This window comes from Arthrobacter sp. TMS2-4, from assembly GCF_054511075.1.
On sequence record NZ_JBTNDI010000002.1, the window covers coordinates 65514 to 82532 of the forward strand.

14 protein-coding genes are annotated in these 17019 nt (G+C 69.8%); 2 read left to right on the plus strand and 12 right to left on the minus strand.

Going from position 1 to position 17019, the window contains the following annotated elements; genetic code table 11:
• Positions 1-49: 49 nt before the first annotated feature.
• The 7 genes from ACX80F_RS03560 to ACX80F_RS03590 all read right to left on the minus strand — a co-directional run bounded on the left by ACX80F_RS03560 (position 50) and on the right by ACX80F_RS03590 (position 6482).
• Positions 50-745, minus strand: a complete 696-nt coding sequence (locus ACX80F_RS03560; RefSeq protein ID WP_459335014.1) for a glycosyltransferase family 2 protein — start codon at positions 743-745, stop codon at positions 50-52.
• The gene (locus ACX80F_RS03565; protein ID WP_459335015.1) at positions 742-2109 is read right to left on the minus strand and encodes a PIG-L family deacetylase; all 1368 of its coding nucleotides are present in this window, start codon (positions 2107-2109) and stop codon (positions 742-744) included. Before ACX80F_RS03565 ends, ACX80F_RS03560 begins: the two co-directional genes overlap by 4 nt.
• Positions 2106-3194, minus strand: a complete 1089-nt coding sequence (locus ACX80F_RS03570; RefSeq protein ID WP_459335016.1) for an acyl-CoA dehydrogenase family protein — start codon at positions 3192-3194, stop codon at positions 2106-2108. The genes ACX80F_RS03565 and ACX80F_RS03570 overlap by 4 nt, the downstream gene beginning before the upstream one ends.
• Positions 3195-3224: 30 nt before the next feature.
• Positions 3225-3674: a hypothetical protein gene (locus ACX80F_RS03575; protein ID WP_459335017.1), complete on the minus strand. Its 450-nt coding sequence runs from the start codon at positions 3672-3674 to the stop codon at positions 3225-3227.
• Positions 3675-3740: 66 nt separating this feature from the next.
• Positions 3741-4586 carry an NAD(P)-dependent oxidoreductase gene (locus tag ACX80F_RS03580; RefSeq protein ID WP_459335018.1) on the minus strand — a complete coding sequence of 282 codons (846 nt, stop codon included), beginning with the start codon at positions 4584-4586 and terminating at the stop codon, positions 3741-3743.
• A 45-nt stretch (positions 4587-4631) separates the two neighbouring features.
• Positions 4632-5297 (minus strand): SDR family NAD(P)-dependent oxidoreductase, encoded by a 666-nt coding sequence (locus tag ACX80F_RS03585; RefSeq protein WP_459335019.1) that lies wholly within the window; start codon positions 5295-5297, stop codon positions 4632-4634.
• 54 nt (positions 5298-5351) lie between these two features.
• Positions 5352-6482: an ROK family protein gene (locus ACX80F_RS03590; RefSeq protein WP_459335020.1), complete on the minus strand. Its 1131-nt coding sequence runs from the start codon at positions 6480-6482 to the stop codon at positions 5352-5354.
• Between the two features lie 197 nt (positions 6483-6679).
• Here ACX80F_RS03590 and ACX80F_RS03595 point away from each other — a divergent pair, with 197 nt between their 5' ends.
• Together ACX80F_RS03595 and ACX80F_RS03600 are read left to right on the plus strand one after the other, a co-directional pair.
• Positions 6680-8317, plus strand: coding sequence for a glycoside hydrolase family 13 protein (locus ACX80F_RS03595; RefSeq protein ID WP_459335354.1), 1638 nt, complete (start codon positions 6680-6682; stop codon positions 8315-8317).
• Positions 8318-8428: 111 nt separating this feature from the next.
• Positions 8429-9070: a DnaJ family domain-containing protein gene (locus ACX80F_RS03600; protein WP_459335021.1), complete on the plus strand. Its 642-nt coding sequence runs from the start codon at positions 8429-8431 to the stop codon at positions 9068-9070.
• Here the strand turns inward: ACX80F_RS03600 and opgC are convergent.
• The 5 genes from opgC to ACX80F_RS03625 all read right to left on the minus strand — a co-directional run bounded on the left by opgC (position 9067) and on the right by ACX80F_RS03625 (position 16945).
• Positions 9067-11661 carry an OpgC domain-containing protein gene (gene opgC, locus ACX80F_RS03605; protein ID WP_459335022.1) on the minus strand — a complete coding sequence of 865 codons (2595 nt, stop codon included), beginning with the start codon at positions 11659-11661 and terminating at the stop codon, positions 9067-9069. The genes ACX80F_RS03600 and opgC overlap by 4 nt on opposite strands.
• Positions 11658-13727: a glycosyltransferase gene (locus ACX80F_RS03610; RefSeq protein WP_459335023.1), complete on the minus strand. Its 2070-nt coding sequence runs from the start codon at positions 13725-13727 to the stop codon at positions 11658-11660. Before ACX80F_RS03610 ends, opgC begins: the two co-directional genes overlap by 4 nt.
• A 153-nt stretch (positions 13728-13880) precedes the next feature.
• A complete protein-coding gene (locus tag ACX80F_RS03615) occupies positions 13881-14564 on the minus strand; it encodes an NADPH-dependent F420 reductase (RefSeq protein WP_459335024.1) in 684 nt (227 codons plus the stop codon).
• Positions 14565-14591: 27 nt separating this feature from the next.
• Positions 14592-15341, minus strand: coding sequence for a response regulator (locus ACX80F_RS03620; protein ID WP_459335025.1), 750 nt, complete (start codon positions 15339-15341; stop codon positions 14592-14594).
• The gene (locus ACX80F_RS03625) at positions 15338-16945 is read right to left on the minus strand and encodes an ATP-binding protein (protein WP_459335026.1); all 1608 of its coding nucleotides are present in this window, start codon (positions 16943-16945) and stop codon (positions 15338-15340) included. Before ACX80F_RS03625 ends, ACX80F_RS03620 begins: the two co-directional genes overlap by 4 nt.
• Positions 16946-17019: the final 74 nt, after the last annotated feature.

The following is a 17019-nucleotide window of genomic DNA, read 5'->3' on the forward strand; positions in this document are numbered from 1 at the left end:
TGACTTTACTTGTCTAGCAGATACCGCTGACGATCAGGAAAAGCAGTTCTCAGCTCCCTCGACCGAGCAGGCTGAGGTATGTGGCGAAGCCCGCCGGCACCCGACCCACGGTGCGTGACGACGTCGAGACGGTCAGCGCCCCGGACGCTGTCCACCGTGCGCCGCGCGCCTTCGCCCGCTGTACGAGGCTCACGTCCTCATCCTGCTCCAGTGGGCCGAATCCGCCGGACTCCTGGTACGTGCTTCCCCTGATCCCCAGATTCGCGCCGTGGACGTGGTGGTGTCCGTCGTCGGGGACGTAGGCGTCGGACCACAGCCGAAGCCGCTCCCGGTTGTCGGCGGTCAGTGTGGGCCGGACCGTCCCGAGGACGAGATCGTGGCCGCTTCCGAGGCGGTGGTGCTGGACGAGCCAGTCCCGCGGCACGGTGGTGTCGGCGTCGGTGTTCGCGATCCAGGTGCGCAGGGGCAGGCTGCGGGACTTTCCGAGCGCGAACGTCACGCCTGTGTCGCGCGCCGCCCCGACCGAGCCGAAGCTGCCCGAGATGACGGAGACGCCCGGCGCCGAGCGTGCCTCGGCAGCCGACCGGTCCGTGCAACGGTCGAGGACCACCGTCACGGAGACGAGGATCCGCGGAACGGTGCGGAGGAGGTACGTTCGGGCGGCGTCGATCGACAGGAGGCAGGCGGCAAGACGCTCCTCCTCATTGCGAACGGGGACGACGATGGCCACCTGACCGGGGATCACACCAGGCCCTCCCGCCGGGCGACGGAGAGCGCAGGAGCAGGCACGAGGACCTCGAGGAGGAAGTCCTCCTCGGTATGGAGCGAGAGAGTGATGAGTCCCGACCGGTCACGGACGCGCTGATGGACGGCGTCCCCGTCCAGCTCCCAGCCCTCGATGGGGTGACGCCAGTGGCACAGGACCAGCACGCCGTCGTCGTCGAGTGACGCGCCGATGAGCCGGATCACCTCGTCCAGCTGGTCGGAGGACAGGAAGTAGCCGGTCTCCGAGAGCACGATCAGGTCGAACGGCCCGTCCTCGCGGGGCCAGTCCCGCGGGACGGTAGCGAGCCTCGCGGAGGCAGCGACGTGCTGGATGACGGCCTCGTTGGTGCGGCGGACGGCCGTCTCGCTGGTGTCGAGCGCCAGCAGGTTGTCCGATACCGCGGCGAGGTCCCTCGTGAGGGCTCCGACCGAGGACCCGATCTCCAGGGTCCGGCAGAAGCGGCGCCTCGGCAGCGCGGCGATGGTCAGGGCGCGCTTGCGCTGCTCGTAGAACCGCTCGGCGACCTCCCAGGGATCGGCTCGGTCGCGATGCAGGCGTTCGAAGGACGATGACACTCCCGTGACGAAGAAGGCCTCGAAACTGCGACGGAAGTGCTCGAGGACGCCGGGCGTCAGCAGGACTTCGTCGCCCGGTGCGTCCGAGAGGGGCTGCGTCTGGGAGACATGGGTCGCGAGGGCCGAGCCCTTGCGGGCATGATCGTCGGCGCCGAGGTGATGCAGCGACAGGTCGGTGAGCTGCTCCGCCTGCTCCTCCGCCGTTGCCCAGTGCCAGAGCCAGATGGGGTATTCGAGCAGCGTGATGGAACGTTCGCTGCAGAACTGCGCCGCGGCGGCACCGGCGGCCTCGTGGTCCGTGTGCCCGTCGTGGCGCCAGGGTGCGGCCACCAGGAGGCGGGCGGTCTCGCCGTCGTCGAGCTCGCGGGCCAGGACCGCGGCGACGTCCTCAGGGGTGATCCCGCCGTCGGGCAGCCCCTCGAAGGTGATGCGGGCGGCCGGGGCCAGGACCTGGAGGGCGTTCGTCACCTCGCTGCGCCGCAGCTCCGCGAGCTGCCGCGGCGAGTACGTGGGGGAGGACGGGTGGGACGCCTCGCCGTCACTGAGGACGACGACGTCGCATGGCACGCCGTCGCGCGCGAGCCGGGCGAGCAGACCGCCTGCGCCGAGCGTCTCGTCGTCGGGGTGCGCTGCCAGGAGGACGAACCGGGAGGGCAGCCGCCCGTCGAAGAGTTCCTCGATCTGGAGATCACCGCCGGGTTCGCGGTCCTGCTCCCAGGTGCGCCAATGGCTCTCCGGCGTTCCCTCGCCGTCGTGCGTGAAGCTCACCACGCCGCGCCGCCCTGCTGTGATCCCTCGAGGACACGCCGGCCGAGTGAGGCGTCGTCCCGCTCTGCATGGTGTTGCCGCAGGTACAGGTGCAGGTCGGCGACGCGGGCGGCGTGGCGCTCGTCGAAGGCGAGGGGTGCCGGACCGAGCCCGTGGGCCGCCGCCCGGAGCACCAGTTCCGCGCAGGCGAATGCGATGGACCGTACGCGCGCCGCGAGCAGTGCCCCGTCCTGTCCGCCCGCACGGCCGTCATCGACGGCGTCCGCGGCGGCGGCGAGTGCCGTCCGGGTCCCGTGCAGGGCGGCGTCGACGCGACCGAGGTGCATGAGCGCGATCTGGTCCGGGGTACGGTGCCGGGATGCCGCGAGGAGGGTGCGTGCGACGCCGAGGGCGCCCCCGAACCAGCACGCCGCGACGCCGATGCCGCCCCACGCGAAGCCGTCACGGGCGAGGTACCAGTCGGCGTCACCGACCGGTATGGCGTCGGCCGCGTCGAAGTGCACCGAACAGCTGGTCACCGCCGGGAGGCCGCGGCTCACCCAGGCCCCGGCGGGCTCCGGCGTGACGCCGTCGGCACGGAGGCCGACGGCAAAGGCCCGGCGCTTCCCCTCGCCCACATGGGCGGTAATGATCGCGGCGTCGAGGTGGTCGGCGAGGGAACACCAGGGCTTGGTACCTGTGAGGGTCCAGGCGCCGTCCGGTCCTTCCGCGGCCGTGAGCGTGACGCCGGGCGCCTCCGCCGCGAACACGCCCCAGGTCCCGCGGGGCATGCCACTCGGTCCCGCGGGAGCGCTCAACCCGGCCTGGTCGAGGATCGCCAGGGCATCGAGGTGGGGTTCGACGACGCGCGCCACGGTGAGGTCGGCGGCGGCGAGGGTGGTGAGGATCTGCCAGGTCAGAGCCGTCCTGCCCGATCCCGGTAGCGGTGCCGCGGCACCCAGGTCGGCGGCGAGGGCAAGGGTGCGGGGGAGGGAACCTCGTGCAGCATCGGCCCGCTCGGCGAGGAAGCCGAGCGGATCGCGGTCGGTGTCGTGGGGCCGGGCGAGCTCCGGCGTCACAGAGGATCGAGCGTCGGAGCACAACATATCCGAAGTCTACTGACGCGCGTCCGCTCCTCAGGCCTCGGGTGGTAGCGCCTCGTGGTGCTTCTGCCCCTTGGTGCGGCGCTCCTCCTTCATCTCCGCCTCGAAGAGGTGGCGCTTGCCCTCGACGAGGGAGTCCCGCGCATCCTTCTCGAAGGACTTGAACTCGGAGTAGTAGTGGTCGTCGTAGTCCTCCATGATCTGGAACGTCCACCGTCCCTCGATCACGTTGCGGCCGATGATCTCGGTGGTGAGTCTGTCGGCGATATCCGTGTGCCCGGCCTTACGGAACAGTTCCTCGGCCTCGGAGAGGTTGAGGTCGGCCTTGCCGGTGAGGCGGTGGAAGCCGTAGAGGTAGCCGCGGGCGTGCTCCACGACCTCGAGGGCCTCGGAGAGCTTCCCGAGCGCCTCGACCGTGAGGTCGGACACGCCGTCGGGGCGCTGGTGGTTGGAATCGGGACCGGGGGTGTCTGGGGTAGCCATACCAGGTACCGTACCCAGATCCACCGACCTCCAGACAGTACTGTGCGGCGCGCCCGAGGAGCGTGGTCAGCCCAGTTCGGGCTTCGTGACCACGGCGATGTCGTCGTCGCCCGCACCGGCACGAACGGCCTCGGTGAGGGATTGCAGGAGTGCGGTCACTGCGGGCAGTGGATCGGGAGTGGAGCGCAGCATGAGCCGTGCGTCCTTGGCGAGCAGATCAGCGGAGAACTGGGTGTCCTCGAACGTCCCGGCGCTGATCGTCGGGCCCTTCATCCCGGCGATGGCGCCGAGACCCGTACCCTCGAGCAGGTCGAGGACCGCGGCGGCGTCGAGGCCATTGGCCCGGCCGAGGCGCAGGGCCTCCACGAGTCCCTGGAGCGTGACGCCCAGGGCGAGGTTGGCGAGCAGTTTCCCGGTGGCGGCGTCGGACGCCGTCGCCATGCGGCGTAGACGCCCGGCGTCGCCCCACAACGCCGCGATGGGTTCGACGACGTCGACGTCACCGGCGGCGCCGCCGAGCAGGACGCCGAGCGTGCCCGCCCGCGCCGGCGCGAGGCTGCCGATCACTGGCCCGTGCACATAGCGGATCCCCGCTGCTGCGGCATAGTCGGCGAACTCGCGGGCGTCCTCGGGGGAGACCGTGGTGACGTCCAGCCAGACGGACTCGGCCGGGATCTCGAGCCCGGAGAGCACCACCTCGCGGACGGTGTCCGGTCCGAAGAGCACCGTCATGACGATGTCGGCGCCCTCCACCGCATCCTGGGCCGAGCCGGCCCGGGCAGCACCGGCATCGTGCAGGCGGTCGGCGGCGCCCGCCGTCCTGTTCCAGGCCGTGACCTCGTGGCCGGCCTGCAGCAGGTGCAGGCCGAGTTCGTGGCCCATGCGTCCTACGCCGAGCAGTGCGATCTTCATGGTGGTCCTCCGGGTAGCGGGTCGGGGGGGGTCTGCAGGGGCCGGTCAGTCGGCGCTGACCTGGTGGCGGAAGGTGTCCCGCCGGGCGTGGAGGCCCCAGATGAGGTCTGCAAGGACGTTCGGGTCCTTCTCCGGATCGCCCTCGATGATGCGGCCGCCGATGATGAGCTGCGAGACGTGGATGCCTTCCTCGCCGAGCACTTCGTGCAACAGCTGCGCGTAGGCGGCCTGGCCGGCGAAGGCCACCGACGTGCCGGTGACGGACCGACCGGGCTTCACCGCGGAGCCGCCGTTGACGAAGAGGATGGTGCCGCGGTTCTCGCCGAGGAAACGCATGCCGGGCAGGACCTGGTGCACGGCGGCCACGGGTCCGTAGATGGAGAACTCGACCGGACCCTTGAGGTCCGCCGGTGTGGTCTCGAGGACCGGCCGCATGAAGTCCTTCTGGGGAAGGGGGCTGTACTGCAGCACCTCGATGGGCCCGAGCGTCTCGGTCGCCGCTTCGAGGGCCGCGGCGATCGATTCCGGGTCGCGGACGTCCGCCGCGAATCCGCGCGCCTGGACACCTTCCTTGCCGAGGTCTTCGGCCAGGGCGTCGAGCTTGCCCTGGCTCCGGGAGATGAGCGCCACTGAGAAGCCCTCGGCTCCGAAACGGCGTGCTACGGCGGCGCCGAGGCCGCATCCTGCTCCGATGATCGCGATAGTAGTCATACCGGGTGCAATTCATCAGCATGCTGATTCATTCCGTGCCGGACCATGCACCTTTCAGCGCAGCGTCCCCAGAATGGTGCGCTGGATGACGACGGCGGCGGCCCCGCGTGCCCATTGCGCGAAGTCGGTGGGCTGCCGGCTCAGCCGGACCGGTGAGGCCTCCGGATCCCGGTGGACGTCGATCGCGGCGTGCAGCGAGGGGCCCGCGACGTCGGCGAGGTCCATGCCCTCGCCGGAGAGGATGACGAGGTCCACCATCGTCAGGTTCGCGACGGCGGCCACCAGCACGCCGAGGGCGGCCCCGGCGGCCTCCACGACGTCCCCCGCCACGGGATGCCCCTGACGCGCGAGCGCGATGATGTCCTCGTAGCTGCGCTGCTCGCCGGCGGCTGCGGCGAACCGGGAGCAGACGGCGGAGATGGTGAGGACGGCCGACGAGCAGCCGCGGTGGCCGTCGGAGCAGCGCGGCCCGGTCGGGTCGAGCGGATGGTGGCCCACGAGGCCCAGCCCGGCGTCGGGCGGGGCGATGACGACGTCGTTGATGACGAGCCCGTAGCCCACACCGGCACCCACTGTCAGGACGGCGAAATCCTTCTCGCCGCGCCCCGCGCCGAACCATTGCTCCGCGATCGTGAGGGCCACGACGTCGTTCTCGACGACGACAGGCAGGCCGGTCCGCTGCTGCACGAGGTCGGCGAGGGGGACGTCGCGCCAGCCGAGGAACGGGGCGCGCAGCACCGAGGAGTCGGCGTTGACCTTGCCACCGATGCTGATGCCGATGCCACTGAACTGGCCGATCGCGCCGAGGTCGGCCACGGCGTCGACGATGGCACCGACCACGTCGTCCACGGCATGGCCCGGCAACGTCCGCTCGCTTGTCCCGACGACGTCGGCCTTCAGGTTCGTGGCGACCGCCGAGGCGGCGTCACCGGTGACCTTGACCCCCACGAACCGGTGCGCGTCCGGGCTGATCTCGAGGGGGCGGACGGGGCGTCCGATCGAGGCGGTTCCGGCCTCATCGGACTCGCGGAGCACACCGGCGTCGAGGAGCGGCTTACTGAGGCGGGTGAGGCTGGCGACCGAGAGACCGAGCCGCGTCGCGAGGTCCCCCCGGGAGATGGGGCCGCTGATCAGGACCTCGCGTGCCAGCGCCCGCGTGGGGCTGGAGAGGGCGAATGACTCCACCGCGTCCACCGCAACACCTCCCGCCTCGTTGACATCTCTTATTTTCTATCGCAAAAATAATGAATAGTGGAGTACCGGCCCACTGTCACCTCCACACACGAAAGGCGCACCCCATGACTTCGACCGTCGATCCCGAGGCCGATTCCGCCGTAGACGCCGCCTCCACCGCACTGTCCGCCGAGGCACGTGCAGAGCGTATGCAGGATCCGGACTGGTGGCGCCAGGCTGCCGTCTACCAGATCTACCCGCGGAGCTTCGCCGACTCGAACGGCGACGGCATCGGTGACCTGAAGGGCATCACGTCCCGCATCCCGTACCTGAAGTCACTCGGGGTGGACGCCGTCTGGCTCAGCCCCTTCTACCCGTCGGCGCTCGCCGACGGCGGGTACGACGTCGACGACTACCGCGACGTCGACCCCAAGCTGGGCTCGCTCGAGGACTTCGACGAGATGGTTGCCGCGCTGCATGCGGCCGGCATCAAGCTCGTCGCGGACATCGTCCCGAACCACACCTCCGACCGCCACGAGTGGTTCCGTGAGGCCCTCGCCTCGCCCAGGGGGTCCGCCGCACGGAACCGGTACATCTTCCACGACGGCAAGGGCCCCGACGGCACGGAGCCGCCGTCGGACTGGGACTCCGTGTTCGGCGGTCCCGCATGGGAGCGCACGGAGGACGGCCAGTGGTACATGCACATCTTCGCCCGGGAGCAGCCGGACCTGAACTGGGACAACCGCGAGGTCCGCGACGACTTCCTGAAGACCCTCCGCTTCTGGTCCGACCGCGGCGTGGACGGTTTCCGCGTGGATGTTGCCCACGCCCTCACCAAGGACATGACCGAGCCGCTGCCGTCCAAGGTCGAGCTCGGCCCCGAGGGCGGCAACAACCGGGGCAAGCACCCCTTCTGGGACCGCGACGAGGTCCATGAGGTCTTCGCGGAATGGCGCACGGTGTTCAACGAGTACACGCCGCCGCGCACCGCGGTCGCCGAGGCCTGGGTCCACGCCGACCGCCGTGCCCGCTACGCGAGCCCCGAAGGGCTGGGCCAGGCGTTCAACTTCGACCTCCTGAAGGCCGACTGGAACCCCGGCCAGTTCCGCGACATCATCACGAAGAACCTCGGTGAGGCGACGTCGTCCGGTGCGTCGTCGACCTGGGTCTTCTCCAACCACGACGTCGTCCGCCACGCCACCCGCTACGGGCTGCCGCCCGCCGGTCCCGACAGCGAGGACGGCCAGGACGGCTCGGCGTGGCTCATGAGTGGTGGGCAGGAACCCGCACTCGATCGCGCGCTCGGCGAGCGTCGGGCCCGTGCCGTCTCCCAGCTCATGCTCGCCCTGCCCGGCTCCGCCTACCTGTACCAGGGTGAGGAACTCGGCCTGCACGAGGTCGCGGACATCCCCGACGAGCACCGGCAGGATCCCACGTTCTTCCGCAACAAGGGTGTCGACGTCGGCCGTGACGGTTGCCGCGTCCCGCTGCCCTGGACGCGGGACGGGGAGTCGTTCGGCTTCGGGTTCGAGGGGGCGCACCTGCCGCAGCCGGAGTGGTTCGGCGAGTACGCCGTCGAGGTGCAGGAGGCAGACCCCGCCTCGAACCTCAGCTTCTATCGCCGCGCGCTTGCGCTGCGGCGTGAGTTGCAGGGCGAGGAGGAGTTCGAGTGGGTCGACGGGCCCACCGCCGAGGTCCTGCACTTCACGCGCCCGGGGGGCTGGCACTCCGTGACCAACTTCGGGTCGGCGCCGGTGGACCTGCCCGAGGGCAGGGTGCTGCTCAGCAGTTCGCCGCTCGAGGACGGCATGCTGCCGGGCGGTACGACGGCCTGGCTCGTCCGGTAGGTCCCCAGCGTTCCACGACGGCGGGTCGCCCCTCTGCGGGGTGGCCCGCCGTCGCCGTTCGTCCGCAGGGGAATGGGTTGCGACCCGATTCGACGCCTCGGAATACTGGATGTGTCGGCATACGAGGGGGAGGGCAGCGCCATCGGCGGCTCACAGGAACGCGAGGAAAGGCTCCGCAGGGCGGCCCAGTACCGCGCTGCCCAGGGCGACGAGGGCGCCGCCATGGCGGAGCTGGAACGCCAGAACGACGACGGCTCCCCGGACGGCGAGATGGCGCCGCTGCGCCGGGGCGAGGACGAGGCCAGGCGTGCACGCCTCATCGTCGACCGTGCCGTGGCGCGCGGCGACTTCGACAACCTGAGCCTCGCCGGCAAACCGATCCCGGGTCTGGGGGAGGCCCACGATCCGGACTGGTGGGTCAAGGGACTCATCCAGCGGGAGAACATCACCGGTCTCGGCCCCCGCGCCATCCTGCTGCGCACCGAGGACGCCGAACTGGACGACCGCATCGATCGTCAGTACACCGAGCGCCAGGTCCGCGACGTCCTCGAGGACTTCAACTACCGCGTCGTCGACGCCCGGCGGCAGCTCCTCGGCGGCCCGCCCGTGATCACGAAACTCCGCGACGTCGACGCCGAGGTGCAGCGCTGGCGTGACCGCCGGGCAGCAGCCCGCCGGGCCGCCGAGGCTGCGGCCCCACCGGAACTACCGAAGGCCTCGTTCTGGCGGCGCGTCTGGCGGGGCAGGAGCTAGTTCGGGACGACACCGAACAGGACCTTCTTCTTCACGAAGGCCCAGATCGCCAGTGTGACGACGGCGTGGACGACGAGTCCCTGCCAGACACTCGTGCGATCCAGTCCGGGGACGTTGGCGACGGCGAGCACGAAGAACACGTGGACGATGAACACGTACAGGCTTGCGCGCCCGAGCGGGATGTACAGCCAGCCCGTCAACCTGCTGATGGGCTTCCAGAACGCCGTCAGGATCACGTGCGCGGCCAGGATGAAGAAGGCCAGGTTGATGAGCCTGCCGGGTTGGAGGAACACCCGCACGTACCCGGACTCGTACAGGGTCTCGTAGAAGCCCGGTGGGACGAACGGAAGGCCGAGCCCCACCGCATGGTTCAGCCAGAGGGTCCCGAGCACGAGTGCATAGGTGCCCGTGGCGACGCCGAGGAGGATCTTCCCCCGGCGGGTGCTGAGGGCGGTGATGATCGCCCGACGGTGGTACCCGAGAACCGCACCGTGGACGAAGATCACCTGCCAGGTGAGCAGGGGAAAGACATCCTGGAACTGCGATGGAAGGACACGCAGGTGCATGATGCTGTCCACGAGGTAGAGGGCCCAGCTCAGGGCGAGCAGGAGCCACCACAGTTTCTTCCTCAGCATCAGGATGAGCAGCGGGACGGTGAGCGTCAGGACCACGTAGAGGCCCATGATGTTGAAGGCCCACGGGCCCATGGCGAGGAGCAGGAAGTCCCGGACGGCATACCCGGGCGGCGGGTAGTCGAAGAGGCGCGCCACGTTCGGGTAGAGGTCGTACACGCGGCCCTCAGCCGCAGTGCCGTCTCCGCCCGTCCCCCGGTCCGTGAAGGTGGTCAGCACGGACGCGTCGATGAACGGCACGAGGGACAGCAGGTAGACGCTGAGGACCACCACCAGAGCTGTGACGTAGAGCTTGACCGCCCGTCTGGTGGTTCCCTTCGCGGCTTCCACGGCGCCGCGGCGTGCGACCGCGATGGGGTGCACCATGCCGAGCACGACGCCGGACAGCAGGACGAACAGCTCCGCGCCGGTGATCGTCCCGATGAGGTTGCGGGAGATGAAGGACCAGGGGCCGGCGACCTCGATGTGTGTGACGACCACCGACGTGATGATCCAGCCGCGCAGCAGGTCGATCCGGGCATCCCGCGGTGCGTGCTCGTCCGGGTAGCGCCAGTGCGGCACCACGCGTCTGGCCGCGCCGGCCAGGAGGACCAGTGCGAAGAGCCCGACGACGCACAGGACCAGCCAGCCCATCACCGCGCTCACCGGAGCGCCGGTCTGCCACACCTGCCTGGTCGAACCGTTCGCGTCCTCCGGGTCGGTCACCTCGGTCACCGGCCCGAGTCGTACGCCCGGTGCCGTGTCCAGGGCGCTGCGCAGGGCTGCTGCCGTGGCGTCGTCCTCGCTGAGGCCCCAGTCCACCGTGTGGCCCTGGGCCTCGGCTTCGGGACGCGACGTCTCGAGCCACGTGATCATGCCGATCTGGGGGTACTCCTCGGCGATCCGCGCGTCGAGCACCTGATCCAGCCAGGCGCGCTTGATCTCGGCCTCGGGAGCACTGCCGGCGTCCTCGGGGTCGTGGAGGGCGGCAGTCTGGAGGACGAGTCTCTTGCCCTTCGCCGCGGCGTAGTCCTCGGCGAAATCGATACGTGGAGCCCCGCGGGCCGCTCCGTAGGTGCCGGCGAGCTGGTCGGCGAACTTCTGCGGCTCCGGGACCACCGACGTCGTGATCGACCCTGAATACTCCTTCGTGCCGTCCACACTCGTGATGGCGCCCTGCTCGTAACTGCCGAAGTGGTAGAGGGACAGCCCCACCCAGTCCACGACGTCGTCGCCCGGGTAGTAGGGCGCGTAAGGGTCGTCACCGCCGTCGATGAGCCCGTTGCCGTTCGTGTCCAGCGTGGTGACGCTGCCGGACCGGGAGCCTTCGACCGCGCCGTAGGCCTCCGTGAAGGGGTAGCCGGCGGCATACGCCGGCGCCCAGACCATCGCGGCATCCGGCACGCGACGGTCCACGACGCCGGCCATGGTCCGGAAGGCGTCGATGTAGGCGTCGGGCTGCTGGCCCCAGCTGTACCAGGTGCCGTTCATCTCGGGCGCGAACCGCAGGAAGAAGCCCGTGCTGAACCCGTCGCCGAGACGTGCCAGCACATCAGCCAGGTGCTCGGCGTCGTCCGTCGTCAGCTCGCTCAGCGGCTTCGACGGCTCGAGGGACACGAGGGCGATCGCGCCGAGCTGGGAATTCTGCAGGGCCAGGTCCGCGAGGGCGCCTTCGGCCTCGGCATCCAGCGGGTAGGCGATGGGCCGAGCGAAGAACGACGGCGTGATCCCGGTCCGGTCGGTGTAGGCGCGAGCGCTGTCGGAGGACCAGTCCAGTTCCGGCCCGAAGTAGCGCCCGTCGGACAGTGCGGTGGAGTTCCCGGCCGGTCGGTCGCCGGCCGTCGTCGTGGAGGTGGTCGTGGCGGCGAGGGCCGCGGCCGGCTCGGGCACGCCCATGGAGAGGAACGAGACAGCCAACGTCACCAGCAGGACCATCGCCCCGACCCGCGTCCGCGGGCGGGGAAGGACAGCAGCTGTCATTTCCTTGCGTCCTGCCGGGCCTTCGCTTTCGCGATGTCCGACTGGTAGCTCTCGAAGCCGCGGTAGCGGACGGCCTCGATGATGACACTGAAGATCACGAGGTCGAAGACCACCCACACGATGTTGACGGACGTCCCGAGGATGTCCGCCTGCCCGAGGGCCAGGCGGACGAGGCCGATGACGGCGGCCCCGGCCAGCAGTCCCATCGCCCAGAGCTGGGGCTTCACGAGATCCCAGCGCAGTGCGGTGTCCTGCTGCAGGGTCTTCGGCGTCACTGCGAAGTCCAGGTCGCGGCCCAGGTAGACATTGCCGAACGCCGACGTGATGGACCGGATCCAGACCGGGAACAGGGCGAGGGAGTACTGCTGGCCGCGCCAGGTCTTCACGCCCTTGCCGACGACGACGAACAGCAGCTGGTTGACCAGCAGGAACGGGATCAGCCGGACGAAGAACTCGGTGCTGATGGAATTCACCGGGAGGATGCCGAAGATGAGGTAGATGATCGGCGCCGCGATGTAGATGACCGCCGCGAATCCGGAGAGGTAGCTCCACATCGTCGCCCCGTACATGAGTTTCTGGGCGAACGAGAGGCCCTTCTGCGCGAAGGGGTTCTCACGGAACAGCACCTGCATGGTCCCCTGCGCCCAGCGCAGCCGCTGCGTCAGCATGGAATTGAGGTCCTCGGGGGCGAGGCCGTCCGCGAGTTTCTCGTGATGGTAGGCGGACTCCCAGCCCAGGGAGTGCAGCCGCATGCACGTGGCCATGTCCTCGGTGACCGAGATCGTGGCCATCGGCATGACGGCCTGCGCCTCGCCGGACCGGTCGGCGTTGACCGACTCGATGAGGACGCGGACGGCGTCGATCGCCGCCAGCGGGGACCAGGAGCGCTGGGCCAACTGGTCGAGGGCGGTGTCGTCGACGACGGCGAGAGCGGGGGTACCCGCCGTCGCGCCGGGCTCGACGCCGTCGACGCCGTCGAGGCCTTCGATGCCGAGGTCGGCCAGGGAGGCCAGGTCGTCGTGGAACGCCGCGATATCCGCAGCCACCAGGTTGCGGGTCACCGCCACCACTCGCCGCTGGAACTCGTAGGTCACCTCCGAGATGCCGTCACCCTTCCGGAGGCGACGGCGGACCCGGCGGAGGTCCTTGGCCACCAGGTCCAGCGCCTCGGTGATTCGCTCGTTGTCCCCGCCGAGGTTCTTCTTGGCCCGGGCGATGACCTTGTCGGAGGTTTTGAGGGCCTTGTGGAGGGCGAGCTCGATCTCGGTGACGTAGCGGGTGACCCCGAGCTGCATGAGCGCCTCACGGCGGATGATGGCGTTCGAGCCGCAGAAGAAGGCGGCGTTCCAGCCGTCCTTGCCCTGCTGGATGGGCCCGTAGAAGAGCGGCGCCTGGCTTCCCAGGGGGTCGGAGTCCGGCACGTTGACGAAGACCTGGGGGGTCTGGACCAGGGCCATCTTCTCGTTGGTGAAGTACCCGAGGGTCCGGTCCAGGATGAGGGGGTCGGGGATCTGATCGGCATCCAGGATGACCAGGAACTCGCCGTCCGTGGACATGAGGGCATTGTTCAGGTTGCCGGCCTTGGCATGGCGGGGCATGTCCTTCCAGTCCGCGGACCGCGTGATCCAGCCGATACCCTCCGCCTCCGCGGCCGCTCGCACCTCGGCGCGGTTGCCGTCGTCGAGGATCCAGGTGTTGTGGGGGTAGCGGATGGCCTTCGCGGCCCGCGCGGTGGTCAGGACGAGATCGAGGGGTTCGTTGTAGGTGGTGATGAAGACGTCCACCGTGAGACCGGGGGGAGCCTCCGGGGGCTCGCGCCGCTTGAGTCGCCACACGGTGAAGCCGAAGAGCAGGGAATCGATCAGGGAGTACGTCTCGGCGAGGACCAGCGGGATGGCGATCCACCATGCGTCCCAGTTGATCGAGAAGAGCCATCGCCAGGCGATGTAGTTCACGCCGAGGACCGCCGTCACGAGCACGATGGCCCGGATCAGCAGGGCACGGCCCCCGAAGGAATCCTTCGGGCGTGAGGCATCGACGGATGGATCAGTTGTTCCTGTCCCCATGCGGCAGTACATTCCACTTCTGCTTCGTGCGCATACGCACTGTCGGTGACTTGTGTACGCCGGGTCGGCTGCACTGAGACGCTCACCGGGCCGCGGGGACCATGAAGCACTGGAAACAAACTACCCGAGCGACCGCCCGGCGGGCGCGTATCGCTACATGTCGGCGTAACGCCGTGCCTCGGCCAGCGCTTCGCGCATGCCGTCGGCATCGAGGACGGCGCCGTAGGCCGCAGTGTCTCGCTGGAAGCGCCAGCCCTCCGCGAGGGCCCCGGCGTCCACGGCGTCGAAGCCGAACTCGTCGAGGAGTTCGACCACCGCCTGCTTCGCGTCGGAATCGTCACCGGCAATGGGCAGCGCGCGGCGGTCGGGGGTGCCGCCCGGCGTGCCGTCGGTGGTCAACTGCGCGTAGTGGATGGAGTTGAACACCTTCACGACGGAGGACCGGGGGAGGTGGCGCTGGACGAGTTCGCTCGTCGTCGTGCTCTCGTCCTCGAGATCCTCGATCCGGCCGTCACGCTGCGGATAGTAGTTGCACGTGTCGATCACCAGTTTGCCGGCGAGGGGTTCCACGGGGACCCCGTCGATGCTCTTCAGGGGAACGGTCACGACGACGACGTCGCCGTCCTCGGCCGCCTCGTCGGTCGTCCCGGCGCGGGCCGCGTCGCCGAGCTCGGCCACGAGGTCCTGCAGCGTCTCGGGGCCGCGCGAGTTGCTCATGATCACCCGGTAGCCGCTGGCGACAGCGAGGCGGGCGAGTTGCGAGCCGATGTGTCCGCTGCCGATGAAGCCGATCGTGCTGCGGGGGGCGACGGTCCGGTCCGTGATGTTCTCACTCATGCCCTGAACAACATCCCGGCGTCTGCGTTATTCCTCACCCGCGCGGGGCGTCCAGACGTAGAACTTCTCCGGCCGGCCCGCGGATCCGTACTGCGGGACGATCCGCGCCTGCCCGCGCGAGACCAGGAACTCGAGGTAGCGCCGTGCACTCACGCGCGCCATGCCGAGTCGCGCCGCGACCTCGGAGGCCGACGTCCCCCGGCCCTGCCCCGCCAGGTCCACCACGATGGCGTCGAGCGTCGGCGCGGAGAGTCCCTTCGGGGGCGCGGGTGTGGTGGTCGCTGTCGGTGTCCTCCGCAGCGCGCCGCCGGTCCCCGTCGTGCCGAGGAGCTGGTCGATCCGATGCTGGTCCAGTGTCGAGGAGTCGTCCCCGGCGTGGGCGTCGAGCTCTCGCCGATACGTCACGTAGTGGTCCAGCCGCTGGTTCAGGACCGCTGCGCTGAACGGCTTCACGAGATAGTGCAGCACCCCGCCGGCCACGGCAGCCCGCACGGTGTCGAGCTCGCGGGCCGCGGTGATCGCCATCACGTCGAGCGGCTCGCCGGGCCGGTTCCGCAGCGCCCGGAGCACCTCGATCCCCGACATGTCCGGGAGATGGATATCGAGCAGCACGAGCCGGGGATGGAGCTCCTGCACGAGGTCGAGGGCATGGGCGCCGGTGTGGGCGGCCCCGACGACGTCGAACGCCCCGTGGGCCAGCAGGAACCCGGTGTGGATGCCGGCGACCTCGCGGTCGTCGTCGACCACCAGCGTGGGGATCAGCGCGGCCGTGCTCATGGCACCTGCAGGGTGGGGCGGGGTACGTCCGCGAGCGACGGCGCGAGCCAGACCGTGAACTCGGCGCCGCCGAGCTCGGAATCGTCGACGACGACCTGCCCGGCGCGCCTGCGCGCGATCCTGTCCACGAGCGCGAGACCGAAGCCGCGTGTCCCGGCCCGGCCGCCGTCCTTCGTCGAGTAGCCGGAGGAGAAGATGCCGGCGACGTCCTCGGGCGGAACGCCCGGCCCGTCGTCGGAGACCGTGAGGCGGACGCCGTCGTCGTTCGTCTCGAGCTGCACGCAGACCCGGCCGGGGCGGCCGTGGGCCACGGCCTCCAGGGCGTTGTCGATCAGGATGCCGAGGATGGTGACGACGTCGGTGGTGCCGTCGGGCTTCACCGTGGAGGCGTCGTCGATGGACAGGGTGATGCCCTTCTCCGCCGCGATGGTGCTCTTGGTCATGAGCAGGCTCGCGGCGTCCGGGTCCTGGATGCCCGGAGCGATCGAACCGGAGACCAGCGACCCGCCGTGCCCGGACCGCTGGATGAAGTCCACGGCCTGCTCCGTGCGGCCGAGCTCCAGCAGGCCGGAGATGGTGTGCATCCGGTTGGCGAACTCGTGTGCCTGAGCGCGGAGGGCCTGGGTGGCGTCGCGCTCGCCGTCGAGGTCGGTGAGCAGCTGGTAGAGCTCGGTGCGATCGCGGAGGATCATGACACGCCCCACGCGGACGCCGTCCACAAGGGCGTCGGAGGTGCGGGCCAGCAGCACGCGCTCCCCGGAGAGCACCGTCTCGTCGGTGTCCGTCGGGTCGGTGAGGAGCTGGGCAAGGGCGAGTTCCATGACATCCGCGGCGGGGCGGCCGGTGGCGTCGTCGTCGAGGTCGAGGAGCCGCTTCGCCTCGTCGTTGAGGAGCGCGATCCTGTGGTGGGCGTCGACGGCGACCAGGCCCTCGCTGATGCCGTGGATCATGGCGTCGCGCGTCTCGAGGAGGGAGGCGATCTGCTCGGGTTCGAGGCGGTAGATGCGTCGCCAGACGAGTCGCGAGATCCAGATGGCGCCGGCGGAGCCGACCAGTGCCGCGACGATCAGCCAGGCGAGCAGGCGGGGGAGGTCCTCGTAGAGGACGGCGTCCAGTTCTGACTCGAGGACACCCACCGAGGCGGTGCCGATGATGTCCCCGGTGGTGGTGCCGTCCTCGTACACGGGGACCTTCACGCGCCAGGACTCGCCCAGCGTGCCGGTCTGCGTGCCCACGAAGATCTCCCCGGAGAGCGGGACGGAGGGGTCGGTGGAGACGGTCTCGCCGATCAGCTCCGGGTTCGGGTGGGAGTACCGGATGCCTCGGGCATCGGTGACGACGACGTAGGTCACCCCCGTGGACTGTCGGATGAGGTCGGCGATCGGCTGGATGGTGGCGCTGGGATCGTCCTGGTCGAACGCCTCGATCACGGAGGGCAGCTGCGCGACGGACTGGGCGACGCCGACCATGCGGTCCTGGTACTGCTCCCGGATCTGCAGCCGCTGCATGGCGACGGCGGTGGATCCCGCGACAGCGACGATGACGAGCACGATGGCCAGCTGCAGCAGGAACAGCTGCGATCGAAGCGGCATCGTCCTGGACATCCCCATAGTGTGACATGCGCCGACACGTCACATTCGAGTGTCCCGTCGAGCCGGCGCGACCACAAAGACCACTA

What these genes read in the sequence shown, in the direction of transcription:
- ACX80F_RS03625 (WP_459335026.1), bottom strand. Translation starts at nt 16,945, where the DNA reads ATGTCCAGGACGATGCCGCTTCGATCGCAGCTGTTCCTGCTGCAGCTG.
- ACX80F_RS03610 (WP_459335023.1), bottom strand. Translation starts at nt 13,727, where the DNA reads ATGGGGACAGGAACAACTGATCCATCCGTCGATGCCTCACGCCCGAAG.
- ACX80F_RS03580 (WP_459335018.1), bottom strand. Translation starts at nt 4,586, where the DNA reads ATGAAGATCGCACTGCTCGGCGTAGGACGCATGGGCCACGAACTCGGC.
- ACX80F_RS03575 (WP_459335017.1), bottom strand. Translation starts at nt 3,674, where the DNA reads ATGGCTACCCCAGACACCCCCGGTCCCGATTCCAACCACCAGCGCCCC.
- ACX80F_RS03620 (WP_459335025.1), bottom strand. Translation starts at nt 15,341, where the DNA reads ATGAGCACGGCCGCGCTGATCCCCACGCTGGTGGTCGACGACGACCGC.
- ACX80F_RS03615 (WP_459335024.1), bottom strand. Translation starts at nt 14,564, where the DNA reads ATGAGTGAGAACATCACGGACCGGACCGTCGCCCCCCGCAGCACGATC.
- ACX80F_RS03570 (WP_459335016.1), bottom strand. Translation starts at nt 3,194, where the DNA reads ATGTTGTGCTCCGACGCTCGATCCTCTGTGACGCCGGAGCTCGCCCGG.
- opgC (WP_459335022.1), bottom strand. Translation starts at nt 11,661, where the DNA reads ATGACAGCTGCTGTCCTTCCCCGCCCGCGGACGCGGGTCGGGGCGATG.
- ACX80F_RS03595 (WP_459335354.1), top strand. Translation starts at nt 6,680, where the DNA reads ATGCAGGATCCGGACTGGTGGCGCCAGGCTGCCGTCTACCAGATCTAC.
- ACX80F_RS03585 (WP_459335019.1), bottom strand. Translation starts at nt 5,297, where the DNA reads ATGACTACTATCGCGATCATCGGAGCAGGATGCGGCCTCGGCGCCGCC.